This is a genomic window from Psychrobacter sp. S4(2024) (assembly GCF_036861305.1).
Taxonomy (GTDB): Bacteria; Pseudomonadota; Gammaproteobacteria; order Pseudomonadales; family Moraxellaceae; genus Psychrobacter; species Psychrobacter cryohalolentis.
The window spans coordinates 282191-302436 of record NZ_JAZAQR010000001.1; the positions used below are offsets into that span (position 1 = coordinate 282191).

A 20246-nucleotide genomic window follows, 5' to 3' on the forward strand; every position below is an offset into this window, starting at 1 on the left:
TTAACATATAATTCTAGCAGCGACTAGACAATAATATAAAGCGCGTACAAGGCAGCGCAGCTTGAGCAATATGGGTAAGGTTACCATTCTAATTGTCTAAAATAATGTTTGATAAAATACGTTAAATCGCCCGTTACGTTTAATTTTATTGACCTATTTCTCTATGCCCTGCATACTCTCAGGCTTAACTTAGCCAAGGAGGGCGGTCATGTTTAGCACACTTGCTATTATTATTACTTTACTACTTTTGATGTTCTTTGCTTATCGCGGTTATTCCGTACTGATTTTAGCGCCAATTATGGCTGCTTTAGCCGTACTGCTTTCAGGTGATTTTTTAAGCAGCATTCCTGCTTATACTGATGTCTTTATGGGCGCATTGAGTGGCTTCCTACTCAAATTCTTTCCTATATTCTTACTGGGCGCACTCTTTGGCCGTTTGATGGCAGATTCTGGGGCGGCAACAGCGATTGCCAAAACGGTGGTCGAAAAGCTTGGCGCCAGTAAAGCGATTTTGGCGGTTATCTTAGTTTGCGGTATTTTGACCTATGGCGGTGTGTCACTGTTTGTCGTGGCATTTGCTATTTATCCAATCGCCAAAGACTTGTTTAAAGCTGCTGATATTCCTAAGCGCTTGATTCCAGCAGCGATTGCCCTAGGTTCGTTTACCTTTACCATGACAGCATTACCTGGCACGCCTGCCATTCAGAATGCTATTCCGATTCCTTATTACAATACCAACGTATTTGCCGCACCTGTCTTGGGACTTATTGGTGGTACGATCATGTTTGTCTGTGGTTGGTTGTGGTTGCAATCGCGTGCCAGAAAAGCGAATGCCGCTGGTGAAGGGTATGGTCAGCACGATGAGAGCGATGTAGGCGGTGTTGGTGGAGGCGCAGCAGAGACCAACTTGCTTAGTACACATCATACCTCATTCACCGTTGCGATGATTCCTCTGATACTGGTCATCAGTTTGAACGCTTTACTGACTTACTTTGTCTTCCCATCGATGGATTTTAGTAGCCTACAGACTCAGTTCCCAGATTTGAATATCGCAGGTTCACTTGGGCTATGGTCGATCATCCTATCATTGGTTGTAGCTTGTATCGTGCTAATCGTCATGCGTCTCGGTCATTGGACCAACCTACAAAAAACCATCAACCGCGGTACTTATGACTCGATGTTACCGATCTTTAATACCGCGTCGGAAGTAGGCTATGGTGCCGTTATCGCGTCATTAGCAGGCTTTCTTCTCATTCGTGATAGTATCTTGAATCTAACGCCAGACAATCCACTCATCTCAGAAGCAGTCGCTATGACCACGCTGGCTGGCATTACTGGCTCATCATCTGGTGGTTTGAGTATCGCACTTTCAACCTTGGGTGAAGACTATCTAAGAATGGCAGTAGCAGCTGGTATTGATCCAGAACTCATGCATCGAGTGGCGGTAATGGCAGCAGGCGGTTTGGATACCTTACCACACAGTGGTGCGGTCATTACCTTGTTGGCCATTTGTGGTCTGACACATAAACAGTCCTACTTAAACTTGGCAATGGTCACCATGATTATTCCACTGATTGCTGTTGTCGTTGTCATTACCTTGGGCACGATGTTTGGTTCATTTTAATTGGGTTGAATCAGTAAAGCATATAATGGATTCAATCTAAAAAAGGGACAGCTTCCCTGTTGTAAAGCGCTCATAAAACCCCCGCTAAGCAAAAGCTTAGCGGGGGTTTTATGAGCGCTTTATAAGGATTTACTATGTTGGACTTTTATCATAAATATCAATAAATACATTACACTTATCATAACGTACTACTGGTATAAACTTTTCTTGCTTGCTGTGCCTACGCAGACAGAGTCTACGAATAATTAATACCAGTAGCGCTGCACTCTTCTAAAAGTGAATCAACTATAGCGCTTATTACCATATTAATTCGTAAGCAATATCACAAATTTAGCCGAATTACGGTATCATAGGCACACTTTTTCAATTTCTATTGATAACCAACCCGTTTATATAAGAATATAGGTGATGAAAGTGCGTGAGATTTTAGTAACCAGTGCCCTGCCCTACGCCAATGGAGACATCCATTTGGGGCATCTTGTAGAGTATATCCAAACTGATATTTGGGTGCGATCGATGAAGGCGCAAGGTCATAAGGTGACTTATGTCTGTGCGGATGATGCTCATGGTACTGCCATCATGCTCAAAGCCGAAGACAATGGCGTCACGCCAGAACAGCAAATTGCCAATGTGCAAGCTGCTCATGAAGCCGATTTTGCTAAATTCTTGATTAATTTTGACAATTATCATTCAACGCATTCAGAAGAAAATCGGGAATTTTCTGAGCTAATTTATCGCCGCCTTAGAGATGCAGGTCATATCTCTACTCGTGATGTGGAGCAGCTATTTGACCCTGAAAAACAGCTGTTTTTAGCCGATCGTTTTGTTAAAGGTACCTGCCCTGAGTGCGCCGCTACCGACCAATATGGTGATAATTGTGAAGTTTGTGGTACGACTTATGATGCGACAGAACTTAAAGATCCGTACTCTACGTTATCAAATGCGACGCCTATTCTAAAGACTTCAAAGCATTATTTCTTTGATTTACCAGAGTTTGAGCAATTTTTAAAGGATTGGACGCGCAGTGATAATCGCTTGCAAACCTCAGTTGCCAATAAGCTACAAGAGTGGTTCGATGCCGGCTTGACCAGTTGGGATATCTCGCGTGATGCGCCTTACTTTGGCTTTCAAATTCCAGACACGCCAAGCGATGAGCCAGATAAATACTTCTATGTATGGCTAGATGCGCCTGTTGGCTATATGGCAAGCTTTCAGAACTTGTGTGATAAACGTGCAGGTACAGAAGAGGCTCTAGACTTTGACCATTATTGGGCGCAAGAAAACGAGCATAAAACCGAAGTGTATCACTTCATCGGTAAAGATATTGTTTACTTCCATGCGCTATTTTGGCCTGCCATGCTTGCTGGTAGTGAACTCCGTACACCAACCGGCGTCTTTGCTCATGGCTTCTTGATGGTCAATGGCGAAAAAATGAGTAAGTCGCGTGGCACCTTTATTAAAGCCGACACTTATGCTGAGCATTTGCATCCTGAGTACTTGCGTTATTACTTTGCGAGTAAGTTATCTGACAAAGTCGAGGACATTAACCTTGATTTAGAAGACTTTATGCAAAAGGTTAACTCTGATCTCGTTGGTAAAGTAGTCAATATCGCCAGTCGCAGCGCTGGGTTTTTGGTCAAAAAGTATGATGGTATTCTGACAGATGTCTGTGCTGAGCCAAGCCTATTAGAAGACATCACCAAGACGGGCGATGAGATTGCTGCGGCTTATGAAAACCGTGAATTTTCTCGTGCCATGCGCCTGATTATGCAGTGTGCTGATAAAGCCAATGAATACATCGATGACAAAAAACCGTGGGCGCTTGCCAAGGTTGAAGGCGCAGAGCAAGAAGTTCAAGATATCTGCTCTGTGGCAATCAATATCTTCCGTCAATTGATGGTATATCTTGCGCCTGTATTACCTGAGCTGACTGCCAATGCTAAAGAGTTCTTGAACATTGATGATTTAAGTTTTGCCAGCCGTAATGAGTGGTTGCTTGGTCATCAAATTAATAAGTTTAAACCACTGATGCAGCGTATTGAAGAAAAAGATATTGCAGCGATGGTTGAAGAGTCTAAAGCCTCATTAGGCGTAATGGCGACATCAACCGCTAGCCAAGACGAAAAACCAGCGACCAAGAACACGCAACCATCAGCGAAAGATGTCGATGCAACTACAGACCAAGAAGACTATATTGGTATCGAGGACTTTGCCAAAGTCGAGATGAAAGTCGCTCATGTGATCGCTTGCAACCATGTCGAAGGCGCGGACAAACTGCTTCAGTTCACACTAGACGTTGGTGAAGTACAACCTCGCAACGTCTTTAGCGGTATTAGCAAATTCTATGAGCCTGAGCAACTACAAGGTAAAAAGGTCATTTGCGTGACCAATCTGGCACCGCGTAAGATGAAATTTGGCATATCAGAAGGCATGATATTGTCGTCAGGCGACCCGAAAACAGGTCTGGTGGTAATTACCTTACCTGATGAAGCCGTTATCGGTGATTCACTTGCTTAAAAACGTTAAATTAATTAAGTAATAATAAAAGAACAAAACAAAAAACGGTCTAAATAGACCGTTTTTTATGTTAAAAAGAATAGAAAGTAAGCTTGCTGTTTATCTGGTCAAAATATCAATGATCTGCAACGTATCATTAACGACCGTCACAATTTTATTTTCTGGCGTGCGAATACGAACGTAACGGTCATCATAACGGTCTAAAATTACCGAACGATCATAAATATCTCTATCAATTTTGCCGACGACTCTGTAACCGTATTGATCGAGATCACGCTTGAATGAGGCGTTAGAGTTAGCATGACGATAAGCATTAATGTTAGGCTGGGCATTGCTGCTATAACCATTTTTAAATTTATATTTTTCTGACTGATGCCCCTTGATCTGTACTTGTTCATGCTTATCTTTACCGACATACGCAGATTTGCCCTTGCCATGATTATTACCGTGACCCTCTTTTGCCATAGCAGGTAAGGAAATCAATGAGATCGCTGTAATGCCAGCGATGGTTAATAACTTAAGATTAGTAGTGTTCATAATGTCATCCTTAAAATATTCATTTGAAAAAGATTAAGTAGATGGTAGAGTCTGTTGAACATTCACTAATGTCAGCATGATTAATGTCAGCATGATTAATGTCAGCATGATTAATAATGATATGGATTTCAGACTCACTGTAACTTTCGTATAAAAATTAGCTTGCGTTAATTATAAAGTGCGTTTGTAATCGCTGAATTGCTGGTTTGTGCGTTTTTTAAGCAGAGTTTTGCCGAATAAAGATGATTTTGCCAAATAAAACAGTCAATACTTGCTTTAATAACACTGGTGACGCATACGCTTTAATTTTTTATTGCGATAAGTTACATTACTGTCATAATATGAACATAATGATCAATGGATTGATTACTTTGATGTTAGCCCGTTATCTCAGCATTCACATAACATTGACTCGGGTAACCTGCACTTTCTAACCTACGAGCCACTATAAAATGATTTTTGCTACTACTTTACGCTTTAGCCTACTTGGTGCTGCGATGAGCGCCGCGCTTGGATTATCAGCCTGCTCTAAACCTGCAGATACTACAACGACTACCGATGACAGTACCACTACTGCTCAAAAACCTGCCAAAACATTGGCAATCACTCAAATCGTTGAGCATCCCTCATTGGATGATATGCGTCGTGGCATTATTGATGAGTTGGCGGATAACGGTTATGTCGAAGGTCAAAATCTAAAGGTTAATTTTCAAAGTGCGCAAGGCAATACGGCAACCGCAGGACAAATTGCCAAGCAGTTCGTCGGCGACAATCCTGATGCCATCGTTGCTATCTCAACCCCATCGGCACAATCTATCGTCTCTGCAACCACGACCATACCAATTATATATACCGCCGTCTCAGACCCACTGGGTGCCAAATTGATCACTGCAGATGGTAAACCCTTTCAAAGCAATTTGACCGGATTATCAAGCCAATTGCCATTAGAGCCACAGATAGATTTGCTACAAAAAATCAAGCCTGACCTCAAAACCATTGGCTATGTATACAGTCCTGGTGAAGCCAACTCGGTATCATTGCGTGATGCGCTTAAAAAAGCGCTGCCAGCACGTGGCTTATCATTACTAGATATTCCAGCCAACCGTCCAACAGATATCGGTATGGCGACACGTAGCTTACAGGGTCGCGCAGATATTATTTATACCTCGTTTGACAATAATGTTGCCTCAGCCTTTGAAGCCATGGCACAAGCTGCCAATGAGCTAAAACTGCCTATTGTTGCCTCTGATGAATTCAGTGTCCAACGCGGCGCCACAGCAGCACTTGGTGTCAATGATTATGACTTTGGTCGTACAACAGGTAAGATGGTTTATCGCATTTTAAATGGTGAGGCGGTCAGTACCGTTAAGCCTGAAGTGATGAACGAATTGACGCTCTACGTTAGCCCTAAACATGCTAAAACGCAAGGTGTAGTACTGTCAGATGAGCTGTTAAAAAATGCTATTAATGTCGATGAAAAAGTAAAAACTGCCAGCAAATAATCGCTGTTAGATAAGAGTGAATACGCAGTAGATAGCTTATAATTTATAACAAACACTGTTTATAACCGCAGTACGTAAGACCTTCTATCTATCTTTTATATAATGTACGGACACATTATTACTTTCAGGAGTAAGACCCATGTTGTATCAGAATCGTTTTGCCAAAGCTCTTTTATGGGGCGGTATATGTACCGCTATTTTGACTGGTTGTAATCAGCCAGCTAAAGAAGGTACCGCGACTGATGGTACTGCGGGCACCGATACCACAACAGAAATGAAAACGGTGGCTATTACCGCTATCGTTGAGCATCCAGCACTTGATGCCGTACGTAAAGGCGTAATCGATGAGCTAAACGATGCCGGCTTTAAAGATGGTGAAAACCTGAAAGTTAACTTCCAAAGTGCTCAAGGTAATACTGCCACTGCTGGTCAGATTGCCAAGCAATTCGTCGCCGACAATTCAGACGTTATCATTGCTATTGGTACGCCATCGGCTCAATCAGTCGCTGCTGCAACCAGCAGTATCCCGTTAGTGTTTTCAGCAGTTACTGATCCGGTTGAAGCCAAACTGGTCTCAAAGCTTGATGGTTCTGGCACCAACGTCACTGGTGGTTCTGATGCGCTTCCTTATGAGCCACAAATTGACTTGATGCGCCAAATTATTCCTAGTCTCAAAAATGTCGGCTACGTCTATAGCCCAGGTGAAGTTAACTCAACGATTATCCTAAAAAATCTAAAAGAAAAACTGACGCCACTTGGCATCAAAGTACATGAAGCCCCTGCCCAGCGTAGTACTGATATTGCGATGGCAGCACGTAGCCTAGAAGGTAAGGTCGATATGATCTATACCTCAACGGATAATAACGTGGTTTCAGCTTATGAGTCACTATATCAAGCCGCTAAAGAAAGTAAGATTCCGTTAATTGCCTCGGATACCAGCTCAGTTGAGCGCGGTGCCATCGCAGCATTGGGCGTCAACTACTATGATCTTGGTCGTGAAACTGGCAAAATCGTTGTACGTATCCTAAATGGTGAAAAAGCAGGCGCAATTCCCGTATACACGCCAAAAGTTCTTGACTTATATGTCAGCCCAAAACATGCTAAAGAGCAAGGCATCACTTTGCCACAAGCGGTTATTGATAAAGCGAAAGAAGTGGTAGAGTAACTGCCTTTTACCTAATCAGTATAAAACAAACAGTAGATGATAATGTTGATTGCGCAAGCTGTCATTATCGTCTACATTAGCTTTACCTTGCTATTTATTGGTGCGAATTATTGCTACAAACAAAACCCAGCTATGTGTCAGTAGGCTGGGCTTGTTGTTTAAAGGCTTTCAATAAGCAAAGATTATGATCATTTATGACAGTGATCGGTTGCGCTTTACCCTAGCTGCAGATTATACAATCTGTTAAATTCACCGCCTAAGTGTTTGGCTTGTAGATGATGCTGATATATGCCACTCATCTCAACCTCATGGTTCTCTAAACACTTGGTTATGACTTACTGATCTCTTATGTCTTTAATTGCTTTTTTTGGTGCACTTGAAAGTGGTCTGATTTATGGCCTAGTGGCGCTTGGCGTCCTTATTTCATTTCGTACCCTCGACTTCCCTGATTTGACCGCTGACGGCAGTTTTCCATTAGGTGGTGCGGTCGCTGGCATCTCTATCATCGCTGGTGTCAATCCATGGCTTGCTTGCGCCTTTGGTATGCTAGCCGGCTCAATTGCCGGTATCGTCACTGCTTGGTTGCACGTTAAGCTTGGCATATTACAGCTCCTTGCCAGTATCTTGGTGATGGTTGCGCTCTATTCTATCAACCTACGTATTATGGGTGCGCCAAACTTGCCGCTGTTGGGTGAAACGACTGTCTTTAGTACCTTGGTCAATGATGGCAATGGCTATTGGATGCGCTGTCTGATCATTGGTATTGTCGTGCTATTGGCCATGTTATTTTTAAATTGGTTTTATAGTACCGAAACCGGTCTCTCTATGCGAGCAACCGGCTCAAACCTACGTATGGCGCAAGCACAAGGTATCAATACCTCATGGATGACCATCATTGGTATGGCAATCTCTAACGGTTTGATTGCTTTAGCTGGCGCGCTTTTTGTCCAGACCCAAGGTGGCGCAGATATCTCAATTGGTATCGGTACTATCGTTATTGGTTTGGCAGCGGTCATTATCGGTGAGACGATTATTCCAGCTAAACGCATTTGGCTGATTACTTTTGCGGTGGTCGTCGGTGCGGTATTGTATAAGCTGTTTATTCAAGTGGCACTATCGAGCGATACGCTACGTAGTATCGGCTTTGGGCCGCAAGATTTGAACTTGATTACTGCCCTACTCGTGGTATTGGCATTGGTATTGCCAAAAGCTAAAAATAAATTCTTAAGTCGTAAAGTTCGGGCTTAATGTCAATGTGCACCCATAAGGAATAATAATTATGATGCAAGCTACAGATTTGCGGTTGACCTTTAATCCTGGAACGCCCATTGAAAACCCTGCCCTACGTGGTATCGATTTAAATATCGCTGATGGTGAATTTGTCACTGTCATCGGTACCAATGGCGCGGGCAAATCGACCTTTTTAAACGCGGTCAGTGGTACCACTCGCGTCGATAGTGGCTCAATCTTACTAAATGGCATTGATGTCACCAAAAAGACCGCGCACCAGCGTGCTCATTGGGTGGCTCGTGTATTTCAAGACCCAATGGCGGGAACTTGTGAAGCGTTAACGATTGAAGAAAACATGGCGCTTGCCTATAAACGCGGTGGCAAACGTGGTTTAAACTTTGCTCTAAACCAAAATAACCGTGACTTATTTCGCGAAAAATTGTCGGTCTTAAAACTTGGGTTAGAAAATCGTTTGACTGACCGCATGGGTCTGTTATCCGGTGGTCAGCGCCAAGCGGTTAGCCTATTGATGGCATCACTACAGCCTTCTAAGATTCTTTTACTGGATGAGCATACGGCGGCGCTTGATCCTAAAACTGCCGCTTTTGTGTTAGAGCTAACCGATAAAATTGTCACTGATAATCAGCTTACCACTATGATGGTCACGCACTCTATGCAGCAGGCATTGGCGCATGGCACGCGTACCGTGATGCTACATCAAGGTCAAGTGGTATTAGATGTGGCTGGTGATAAACGTCAAGGCATGACTGTGCATGATTTACTCGATATGTTTGAGCAAACGCGCGGCGAGAAAGTTGATGATGATAGTTTGATTTTGAGCTAACCGATAACACGTATTTTTTCGAGTATAAATAAAAAACGCCTACGATGAAGTAGGCGTTTTTTGCTTTTGGTTTACGATAAAAATAATAGCTGATCGTTATTCCCAATTGAGAATCTAACGTCACTATAGTTAAAATACCCTAAAAACGCTACGGTACTGCGGGTACAATTTTTTTGCAGCCTCTGTCTGCGTAGGCACAGCAAGCAAGAAAAATTGATGCCAGCAGTACATAATATGTCGATATTACTTTTCATTGACTATATCTTTTGAATCAGCTCGCTTTTTATATACCAAAGCCCTCTACTCATCAGCCAAGCCTGATTTTCTTTGAGGTTTTTGTTATTGATAAGTAATGATAGCACCACTTTGCCACTAGCCATTATATAGTAAGCGTTTATACATCTGCTCTTAGTAAAATGACCGTTATCTATCAGCACTCGCTTATAAGGTTTATCATGCGCAAAATTCCTGTTTATATACACCCTGCAGCGGGTTGGCCTGCACTGATTGCCTCTACGCGTACCTTAATGGATTACAAGGCTTTTTTGCGCGGCAGTATCAGCGTCTTACATAGCAATCAGCCAAAGGACGGCTTTGATTGTCCGGGCTGCGCATGGCCGGATCACAAGTCAAATAAGGCCATAGATGTCTGTGAAAACGGTATCAAAGTCATCGCCAGTGAAACGATGAACAGACGAGCAGACGCAACTTTTTTTGCTAATAATACAGTCACAGCGCTACAAGGCTGGTCAGGCTATGAGCTTGAACACAGTGGACGCTTATCAGAACCACTCTATTATGATGCTGCTCAAGACCGCTATCTGCCGATTTCTTGGCAAGCGGCTTATGAGATTATCGCTGAGCAATTAAAAAAGCTTGATTCGCCAGATGAGGCACTATTTTATACCTCAGGACGGGTGACCAACGAGCCTGCTTTTATGTTTCAACTATTTGTGCGCTGTTTTGGCACTAATAACCTACCTGATTGCTCAAACATGTGTCATGAGCCAACGTCAGTGATGCTTGGTAAGCAGTTAGGCATCGGCAAAGCAACCGTAATATTGGAAGATTTTGAGCAGGCTAAGCTGATCTTATTGTTTGGGCAAAATCCTGCAACCAATCACCCACGTATGCTTGAAATGCTCGCCCATGCCCATAAGCAAGGCTGCCGCATTGTCTCTATCAACCCCATGCGCGAACAGGGTCTAAGCAAGTTTAGAAACCCACAAAAACCCTCCCATATGGCAGCAGGTCAAAGTGATGAGATGGTCGATGAGGTTATCCAAATACAAATCGGTGGCGATGCGGCTTTATTAACCGGCATGGCTAAATGGCTCACCAAAAACGGTAAAATGAACAGTGGTTTTATTGAGCAGCATACCTCAGGCTATGACGCTCTGGATGCTTGGTTACGTCAGCAATCTTGGACGGATGTAGAGCTTGGCTGTGGCATTAGTAAAGCAGAGATTATTACGCTTGCAAAGTTGGTTGCTGAGAGTCCAGCAACGATTTGTACATGGGGCATGGGCATCACTCAGCATGTCCAAGGCGAGGATAATGTTGCCATGATTACCAACTTGCTGCTGCTAATGGGTATGATTGGTATCGATGGTGCAGGCGCATCGCCTGTACGTGGACACTCAAACGTGCAGGGTGATCGTACCATGGGTATTCATGAACGTCCTAAGCAGAGCTTGCTTGATAGTCTTGAGCGCGTTTTTAAGCAGCCGATGCCACAAGAAGATGGGCTTGATGTCATCGCCGGTGCAAAGGCACTAATAAAAGGCGACATCAAAGCCTTTGTTAGTATGGGTGGCAACTATGCGGTTGCCGCGCCAGATAAAAGTGCGATTCAAGCGGCGCTGACTACCACTCAGTTAAATGTCTTTGTCGCAACCAAGCTTAACGAAACCATGCTCTATCCGGGTAAAAATAACCTTATCCTGCCTTGCATCGGTCGTACCGAGCGCCTCATCACTGATAAAGGTGAGCAGTTTGCCACTATTGAGGACTCAATGTGTCAAGTTGTGGCGACCAGAGGACGCATAAATCCTATCAGCGACGCGCTAAAATCCGAAGCGCAAATCGTTGCAGATATGGCAACTCATGTACTTGGAATTGAATCCTCAATTCCTTGGCAAACGATGAGTAAGGATTTTGATATTATTCGTGATTATATTGCGCAAGCGATTGAAGGATTTGAGGATTTCAATCAGCGTATTCGTGCTGCTGAGCGTGGTTTTCACTTGTATCATGCGGCGCGCCATCGGATTTGGAATACGGATAGTGGCAAAGCACAATTTGAAGTACCGCAATATCCGATTACCTACGTTACCGCGCAAATGGCACAAACGACATCCGATTATCAAAATAATTCAGTAAACAATCAAACCTTTGATATGAACCAGTCTGCTGAGCAAAACTTCTGGCAACTAACCAGTGTCCGTAGTCATGACCAATTTAATACCATGATATTCGGCTTTCAAGATCGCTACCGACAGACTGATCGTCGTGATGTGCTCTTTATGCATCCAGATGAAATCAGTCGCTTAGGTTGGCAAAAAGGCGATCAAATCATGGTATCGCGCCAAGACAGTCAAAATGCTGAGCGCACGTTAGGACCTTTAATACTGACAGAGATGGATATTGCAGCGAATGCAGTGGCAACCTATTATCCTGAATGTAATGACCTGCTTGATTTGGACAGTCATGCGCCGGAATCCAGAACACCTGCTTATAAGTCTGTTACCGTGGTATTGAAGTGTCTTGAACAAAGCAGTATGGCAACTGCCATATGATGGGTGTCTCGGCACCAGGACTTTTATTTTATTAATAACACAGGCTAATAAGCACTCACAATGGCAAACAAACCTCACTTGGCTGCAGAAGATAGCTTTAAGAAAGATGCGCCATTGTCACGGCTACATGTGGCATATAAACACAGCTATACATCAGATGCATTTTTAGATGCTGCTAAGAATGCGCCGCTGGATATTGATACCAAGTCAGGAATGTTGGCTGTTGAGGCAGCTGTAGCCATTGTGATTAATGGCATTCACTACGCTGTCTTGATGGCAAGTCCTTATCAACTCGAATACCTTGCCATCGGCTTTTTATATAGTGAAGGATTGATTCAGCATAGTCATGAATTACTAGATTGGGATATTACTCAATTAACAGACGATGAAAGTTATCAAGACTTTACTCCTGATTCTTTCATTCAAAATTCTTCTAATAAAGATTCTCTTAATTCTAATTTGACTGATGAGCTTATAAGCTTGGATCAGCTCTCAGAGCAGCTACAAGACTATGATATATACGTGGTCGAGCTAGTCTTAAACCAGCGCTGTCATCAGCGTATTCAAGCGCAAAAACGCCAACTGGCAGGACGCACAGGATGCGGTATGTGCGGCATAACGGGTTTAACACAAGCACTACCCGATCTAAGTAAATATCAGATAAACAAGCCATTGCTTAGTAGAGCGATGCCTAGTCTTGACGATTTACTGAGTATACAGGCACAAATCAATGTAGCCCAGCACACCCATCAGCTCACAGGCGCTGTCCATGCTGCTGCAACCCTATACGAGCAGCAGCTGTACCTATTTGAGGACGTAGGGCGCCATAACGCCCTCGATAAGCTCATAGGATGGCAGTTGCATCATAAGGCAGAGGTTGACTATGTGCTAATGACTTCGCGTTTATCGATTGAGCTGGTACAAAAATCCATTCGTAGTCGTATACCTTGGCTGATTGGTATGTCTGCACCGACCAGTACCGCGGTACGTGTTGCCGAGCGTTATGGCTTAGGCCTAGCAGGATTTTTACGTGATAACCGCGTGACTTACTACGCAGGTTATGCCGACTCTTAAAATACGTAGGCCCTCTTCTACTCTAATGTTTGAACACATTCTTTGTCTAACCACTTCCATCAAACTTTGTTTTTTAATATCTTCCTCATCTGTCGAACAGACTTTTCAATGGTCAGATTTATATATCATTATTTATAATAATTGACCATAAAATTTGTGATTGATAGCAGAATAGGTTAGTCTTAAGGCACAAACATGTTACTAATATTTAACATTACTGTAGTTTTAATTATCAATGCTACGTATGTCAGGTTAAATGCTTAGACATTTATCACCTGCCATCACGATTACGGATTATGTGTATAAGACCATAGATGAGTAAAACAATACTCGATCCATGGTTATATATATCTGATACACGCTATCTAAACCTAGCATAAGTCAAGCAGTTGCGACTTACCGCTCATCCGTATTATTGCTATAGATGCTTGTACAAGCCTTTATCAGCAGCCAGCTATATCACGTATGCATCATTCGTAGTGTAATGGTTCAGCCATTTACAGACGCATATCGAGCGTTGCCCCTATGATTTTTGACATATCTTTCATAATTTATGATGAAGTCATAAAGAGGCAAAAGCCATCCGCTTTCAATTTTTTTTGTGACGTTTCATCTCGTTGCGTGCTACCGATAATTGACCTATAGGCTTAATAGGTCGTTTTTGCATACCTCATAGTTTGGGAGAATACGTTTTAATCTACATTTTACTTATAACAATTGCGAGGTAGGAATTTGAAAACTGAGTCATTGTTCCAATTTTCAGCATTAACCATCATTTTGCTATTACTGGCATTTTATGGTGGTACTTATCTGCTGTCATTATTAATAAAAAAAGATAAGGAGACGACCTCAGGCTTTATGGTCGCCGGTCACAACGTCGGTTTTGGTATGGGTGCTGCTAGTATGACCGCTACTTGGATCTGGGCAGCGTCATTTTATGCAGCTGCCACATCCGGCTATAAATATGGCGTCTCAGGACCATTGCATTATGGTTTTTGGGGTGCCTTGATGATTTTATTCATCTACCCTTTTGGGATGCGATTTCGTGAACTTGCCCCTAATGGACATACCTTGGGTGAACTTATTCACGCCCGCCACGGCTCATCAAGCCAATTAATTTTAGCCATATCTAACCTTATGGGCAGCTTAATTAGCTTGATGGTCAATTTCACCGCTGCTGGCGCATTGGTATCAGTATTATCACCTTTGTCATTCCAAACAGGGGTGATTATCGCTGGCGTCGGAGTGCTAAGCTATACCTTAACTTCTGGATTTCGTGCTTCAGTGTTCACCGATTTTGCCCAATTGGTCGCGTTAATGGCGATTGGTGTCATCATTATACCAGCGGTACTGTTTTCCATGGGTGGTCCTTCTGTCATGGTCAGTGGACTTTCAAATCTAACCTTGCAGCAACAAGACTTCTTTTCATCTGAAGCCTTTTTTCAGCAAGGTGCGCCTTACTTCGTCGCAGTATTGGCTTATGCTATTGGCAATCAAACCATTACCCAGCGTCTATTTGCCATTGATAAAAGCAAAATTAAAGCAACCTTTATTACTGCTACTGTCGGCTATGCCGGTATTGTAATTGGTCTCGGCATGATTGGACTTATGGCATTAACCATAGGTATTGAGCCGCTTAATGGCAATATGAATAATTTGATTCCGCAAATGGTCAGCACTTATCTACATCCGGTATTCATTGCCTTATTCTTTATCTTGGTTATTGGTGCCCTGTCCTCAACGGCTGATTCAGATTTATCAGCACTATCTACCATTATGATGGCTGACATTTATGGCAAGAATATTGCCAAAAAAGGCGGCGTAAACCCAAAAACCATGATGCTTGTCGGTCGCGGAACCATGATTGTCGCTACGGCTGCCGGATTGATTTTTGCCAGCTTTAAGCTTGATATTCTCGTGATGCTGGTTTTCGTCGGTGCATTATGGGGTGCGATTGTATTCCCAGTGATTGCCAGTGTGTTCTGGAATCGCGTGACAAACACTGCCTTTACCTCAGCCGTCATCGTCGGATTATTATTATTCTGTATCGCTCGCTTTGAGCTCATACCTATCATTGGCGTTACGGCGCTATTTTTTGAAGTATTGGCAAGCGTTGGTGCTGCTGTGGTGATTGGACTCATGGTATTTGGCTTTTTAGGTCGAAAAATGGCTGTAGCAGCTGCCGCCCTCACACTGATACTGATGCTGATATTTGCCACTGGTTTCTTACGTCAATATATGGTGCTGCTTGCATCACTGACCGCTTATGGTGCCAGTACAATCGTCTGCGTCATTATCAGCCTCATGAGCAACGAGCATTTTGACTTTGACCTTATTAAACAGCGCGTTGGCGACTATGACAATAAACCCAACATACCGCCGACAACCAACGTTCAAAACTAGATTTATATCTTATCGACGTTTTAATGAGTTTTTTAATGGCTTGATGTATTCATCATTCATTTTTAATACCTAAAATAAAGGAGTTAATATGGAAACCACGTTTTTTTATGGGCTTTATATCTTAATCTGGCCAGCAATCACGCTGGGTGTACTGATACTTATTTGCACTGCGACTTATAGAGATGTAAAAAAGGCTGTAGATAACAATAAAAGTATCGTTTAGCGGCTTAATTGAGGCTAGGATTTATCGTGATATGACGCTAAATAGACCTAACCTGATAAATAATTGGTCTTTATATCAAAAAGGGCTTGTAATTTAAATTATATTTGCTAATATAGGCGTCCTTGATTGGCTGGGTGGCAGAGTGGTCATGCAGCGGACTGCAACTCCGTTAACGCCGGTTCGATTCCGACCTCAGCCTCCAATTATTTAGGTTAAAAATTTATTAGGATTTATATTAATTTTAGCTTGCTTTATTAATGTAAATGCTTATAATAGCGACCACTATCTAACAAGTAGAAAGCTTACTTATTAGATAATACAAGTTTTGCCCGGGTGGTGAAATTGGTAGACACAAGGGATTTAAAATCCCTCGCTAGTAATAGCGTGCCGGTTCAAGTCCGGCTCCGGGTACCATTACATAGTCCTATACTAACTTATAGAACAGCTAAAGCCCCTGATATCAGGGGCTTTGTTGTATCTGGCGTTCTATACTGTCCTATGAATCTATCCTAATCCATGCACTTTGAGTATACTGTCAAGTATACCGAGTTTTGAGTCTACTCATGGAGACGTAGGATATGGAAAGAAAAGCGATCAGTTCAGACCGAAGCATTAGCAGTCATAAACCTGAAGATAAGAAGTACTTCGTTGCTGTCAAAAATCATCCCAAACTCTTCTTAATGGTGCGTCCTACTGAAACCAAATCATGGATGTATCGCTATTACCCACCTTCAAACCCCAAACAAAGTATTATCTCCATCGGTATATATCCAAGTATCTCATATGCTCGTGCCTGTGAAGTTTGGCGTGAGTATGAAGATCTTTTAAGCAAAGGCATTGATCCTAAAATCCACCGTGAAGATATAAAGAAAAGTTTTATTAGTAAAACTAAAAACTCTTTTAATCACTTTGCTTGGGAATACTTCGATACTCTTGAACAGAGTCAAAAAGGTAATACGCTCATTCGTAAGAAGGGTCGCTTGGAGCTTATATGCTCCTACATAGGTAATGAGCCAATTAGCGAAATTGGCTCTCCTAGAATGCTTGAAGTGCTTTTAGATATTCAAGCCAAGTCTTTAAATAAAGACGACAAGCCTACTGACAAAGCTGAACGCTGCGCAGGCATCGCTAGTGATGTATTTGTTTATGCTAATGCTCGTGGGTTTTGTAGTAGCAACCCTGCGGCGCTTATTAAAAGCCAATTAGCTAAATCTAGTTACGGTCATCGTCCAGCTGTTACCAAGCCGAAAGACTTAGCCAAGTTACTGCGAGCTATTGAAACGATAGAGGGTGATCCAAACACCATTAACTCCCTTAGGCTATTAGCGCTTCTCTTTGTTCGCAATGGTGATTTAAGACGTATGTGCTGGATTGATCTAGACCTAGAGGCTGGCAGGTGGCGGTTAAAGCCATTGAAAGGACAAGGCAAGGTAAATATGGTCAAGGACATGGTTGTTCCCCTACCTCGTCAAGCCGTAGCTATATTGCGTGAGCAACAAAAGATTAATGGGCATACCGAGTATGTCTTTTTTAGCCAGACGGCAAAAAAGCATCAGATCATATCTGACGCTACTGCTAATAAGCGTTTAAAGGATTTAGGCTATAAAGACATACATTGTGCTCATGGCTTTAGAGCGACAGCGAAGACCATCCTACAAGAGCAGTTAAAGTATCCGCTTGTTCTTGTTGAGATGGCTTTAGGTCATACTACTAAAGACCCTAATGGAACTGCTTACGGTCGGTTTGAATACATCGACGATCGTAGCGACATGATGCAGAAATGGGCAGACTATCTAGATGCTTTACGAGAAGGTAGAGATACGGCAAAGTTTAAAGCAGATGCAGAAGATAAAGCTAATCCTACCACCCAGCTGCAAGCATTGATCGCCCAGCTAGGAAAGGATAAGGTTTTAGAGCTATTGTAGAAGAATAAATAGCTCATATTAAACTTTCTTTGAAGCACTCACTTTTAAAAGTATTGAATTATATATCATATACGAAAAGGCTATTTTCTATTTAGAACCACCAGTGACGAATATTTAAGCGATGAATTATGTCAGATCATTATTACGATATAGTCTAGTTACTTTAAAAACGATACAGTACTGCTAGAATGAATTTTTTGAAGCCTCTGGAGTGCAAAGCGCACAGCAAACGAGGAAAATTCATACCAGTAGTACGTCGCTACTAACGTATCGATTTTATTTGGTACAGACTATACTATTAATAAACACTTTCGCCCATCTGCTTTTCCAAGCCCTGTCTAATAAGCCCCATTACATAGGGTAAATCAGAAATATCGCTCAGCCCAATCTCAGCATCACCATTACCCCAGCGACCAAGACTGCTAACATCTCTAGCCATTTCTTTAGGATCATTTAGCTCATGAAAACGTAGGTTAATAGATAATCTCAATTTGCTTTTTAGTGGCACTACATCAACAAAATTAGTTTCTGCTTTGAATGCGACATATAGCTTTAAGATATCTTCAGTAACGCTAGGATCAAGAGCCATTACTTCTTTACGAAGCTGCTGAAAGAGATCATACATTGGCGCATCTTCAGCAAGATGAACATGGTCTGCCAGCGTATAGCCTTCATGCTGTAAAGGTATATCAATATAAGCCTGTAATATACTCTCTGGTAAATGAGGTGCCACCCATACTTCAATAGCGCGATTGGCAAGTTTTCTAGCTCTCGCGCTAATTGCGCTTTCATTCCATACGCTACAGCTTCTTAGATCTTCGTTAAGTACAAGTGGACTATTTTTAAAACCACCTGTCATATCACGCTTTTCAATAAATGGGCGGTCACTGTACTCAGAGTTATAACCAGTTAGTGTTAGGTTGCCAAGTGTATGCAAATAGGTTGCATGCACTTGTTGCCAGTCAGCGCCAAGCTCTTCTTGCCACTGCTTCGAAAGCCTTTCATTCTGAGGCATGATATGCTCAATAGTATATTCATCTACTAAAACATGCTCTTTGCGCTCAAAATTCTCGAAACGACGTAACCAGTAAGTGCGGCTACGGAAGTTATATAAGTCACGAATAACGAGTTCACGCTTAAATTCATCGTCATTTGGGAATCTTTTATAAGAACGTAATCCGATCAAGTGAGCTTTGATACTCTCTAAATAACGATCTTTATCAAGCGCTTTATGAAAAGTTGCAAAGGTTTTATTTAATGAATTTGTAGGGATTGCACATACCGCACGACGGAAAACATACGATTCAATCAGGCGTACCGCATTATAGAAGTCATCTTTGCTAAGCTGTTCTAGACTATAGTCATGATAAAGTTCAAGTAAGAAAGGATAAGCAACATCAACTTTGAGCTCACGCAAATCTTTAAATGCCACTGCTAGTTGTTTATCAGTTTCTTTGTCTAGTGCCATTGCACAGAAGTATTTAGCGAAAGAGTGAATGTCGGCAACCAGTTGATCTACATTTGATCCTTTTGCTTCAAGTCTTTGAGCATGCTGTTTAAAGGCCTCATATACACCATCAAGCCTAGGAATATCACCTGTTTTTACCGTCAAATAGTGACGCATAAAGCTATCGAAGTAATCACCATAGCTCTCCTGACCAAACTCGACCTCCATAGGCCGCCAATGGTCATAATAGAGATCAGCTTGATGATCTGGCTCCAACCCCATCAATACAAAGTTGCGAATTAAATCAGCTTGGCTCAGTGCTTTGCCAGTAGAGTTCATGCTCTCAAAAATCAACTGTGGATTATCTTGATCTCGACTCAAAGCAATATCAACAATAATTACCTTTGCTAGACCACGGCAGAGCTGCTCTAAATTGCCATTTAGTTTTGCTATCTGTGTATCAAAGAAATCGAAGTTCTCTTTAATTCGTAAAGAGAACTTCTGTGGCAGTGACTTTTGTGTCACTAGGGATAAGAAACTATCTTTGTCAGTCTGCGTTAAAATCAGTTTATATCCACGCTCACCGTCTTCTAATGGATTTAGCAGATAGTAATTGCGCAGTTTTTTAGCAGAGAATCCCTCAACAGGTTCAGTATCGCCAAGGTGACGAGATAAAGCTTCTAAAAGAAGCATAGCTGTTGTTAATCTTTGCTGACCATCAATTACCAGTAAAGGTGACTGGCTAGAAACCTGATATAAGCCCTTCTCGATATAAACTACAGAGCCAATAAAATGAGCCCCAACAGCATCATTATTGCCTGCGCGCATGATATCATCCCACAATTGACGGCACTGCTGTTCAGTCCACGAGTAGGTGCGCTGATATATAGGAATAATAAATTGTGGTGATTTCTTTAAAAAATCGAGTAGTTTGGCTTCTGTTGCTTTCATAATAGT

The 20246-nt window shown here is 42.3% G+C and carries 13 protein-coding genes and 2 tRNA genes; 13 read left to right on the plus strand and 2 right to left on the minus strand.

Translation table 11 applies throughout. The annotated features are described in order from the left end of the window. Positions 1-208 precede the first annotated feature (208 nt). Complete coding sequence (locus VLA57_RS01210) at positions 209-1624, plus strand: GntP family permease (RefSeq protein ID WP_333954099.1); 1416 nt, start codon at positions 209-211, stop codon at positions 1622-1624. A 408-nt stretch (positions 1625-2032) separates the two neighbouring features. Then, positions 2033-4141 carry a methionine--tRNA ligase gene (gene metG / locus VLA57_RS01215; RefSeq protein ID WP_333954464.1) on the plus strand — a complete coding sequence of 703 codons (2109 nt, stop codon included), beginning with the start codon at positions 2033-2035 and terminating at the stop codon, positions 4139-4141. Between the two features lie 99 nt (positions 4142-4240). On the opposite strand, the gene VLA57_RS01220 is transcribed toward metG, so the two are convergent. Next, positions 4241-4678 carry a hypothetical protein gene (locus VLA57_RS01220; protein ID WP_333954100.1) on the minus strand — a complete coding sequence of 146 codons (438 nt, stop codon included), beginning with the start codon at positions 4676-4678 and terminating at the stop codon, positions 4241-4243. A gap of 452 nt (positions 4679-5130) precedes the next feature. Here VLA57_RS01220 and VLA57_RS01225 point away from each other — a divergent pair, with 452 nt between their 5' ends. The 11 genes from VLA57_RS01225 (at position 5131) to VLA57_RS01275 (ending at position 17842) form a co-directional block, all read left to right on the plus strand. Further along, on the plus strand, positions 5131-6180 hold the full coding sequence (locus VLA57_RS01225) for an ABC transporter substrate-binding protein (protein ID WP_333954101.1): 1050 nt from the start codon (positions 5131-5133) through the stop codon (positions 6178-6180). Between the two features lie 139 nt (positions 6181-6319). Further along, positions 6320-7345 (plus strand): ABC transporter substrate-binding protein, encoded by a 1026-nt coding sequence (locus VLA57_RS01230; protein WP_011513925.1) that lies wholly within the window; start codon positions 6320-6322, stop codon positions 7343-7345. Positions 7346-7693: 348 nt separating this feature from the next. Beyond that, a complete protein-coding gene (locus VLA57_RS01235; RefSeq protein WP_011513926.1) occupies positions 7694-8593 on the plus strand; it encodes an ABC transporter permease in 900 nt (299 codons plus the stop codon). Between the two features lie 31 nt (positions 8594-8624). Further along, a complete protein-coding gene (locus VLA57_RS01240; RefSeq protein WP_011513927.1) occupies positions 8625-9419 on the plus strand; it encodes an ABC transporter ATP-binding protein in 795 nt (264 codons plus the stop codon). A gap of 455 nt (positions 9420-9874) precedes the next feature. After that, the gene (locus VLA57_RS01245) at positions 9875-12217 is read left to right on the plus strand and encodes an FdhF/YdeP family oxidoreductase (protein ID WP_333954102.1); all 2343 of its coding nucleotides are present in this window, start codon (positions 9875-9877) and stop codon (positions 12215-12217) included. 60 nt (positions 12218-12277) lie between these two features. Continuing rightward, on the plus strand, positions 12278-13291 hold the full coding sequence (locus VLA57_RS01250) for a formate dehydrogenase accessory sulfurtransferase FdhD (protein WP_333954103.1): 1014 nt from the start codon (positions 12278-12280) through the stop codon (positions 13289-13291). 747 nt (positions 13292-14038) lie between these two features. Then, positions 14039-15694 (plus strand): sodium:solute symporter family protein, encoded by a 1656-nt coding sequence (locus VLA57_RS01255; protein WP_220432393.1) that lies wholly within the window; start codon positions 14039-14041, stop codon positions 15692-15694. A gap of 88 nt (positions 15695-15782) precedes the next feature. Further along, on the plus strand, positions 15783-15917 hold the full coding sequence (locus VLA57_RS01260) for a putative transporter small subunit (RefSeq protein WP_223145227.1): 135 nt from the start codon (positions 15783-15785) through the stop codon (positions 15915-15917). Positions 15918-16045: 128 nt separating this feature from the next. Further along, positions 16046-16119: transfer RNA gene (locus VLA57_RS01265), tRNA-Cys, on the plus strand. 125 nt (positions 16120-16244) lie between these two features. Then, positions 16245-16331 (plus strand) — tRNA-Leu (locus VLA57_RS01270). Between the two features lie 164 nt (positions 16332-16495). After that, complete coding sequence (locus VLA57_RS01275) at positions 16496-17842, plus strand: tyrosine-type recombinase/integrase (protein ID WP_333954104.1); 1347 nt, start codon at positions 16496-16498, stop codon at positions 17840-17842. A gap of 298 nt (positions 17843-18140) precedes the next feature. On the opposite strand, the gene VLA57_RS01280 is transcribed toward VLA57_RS01275, so the two are convergent. Beyond that, entirely contained in the window at positions 18141-20240 is a 2100-nt protein-coding gene (locus tag VLA57_RS01280; protein ID WP_011513932.1) for a DUF262 and DUF1524 domain-containing protein, read from the minus strand. Positions 20241-20246 lie beyond the last annotated feature (6 nt).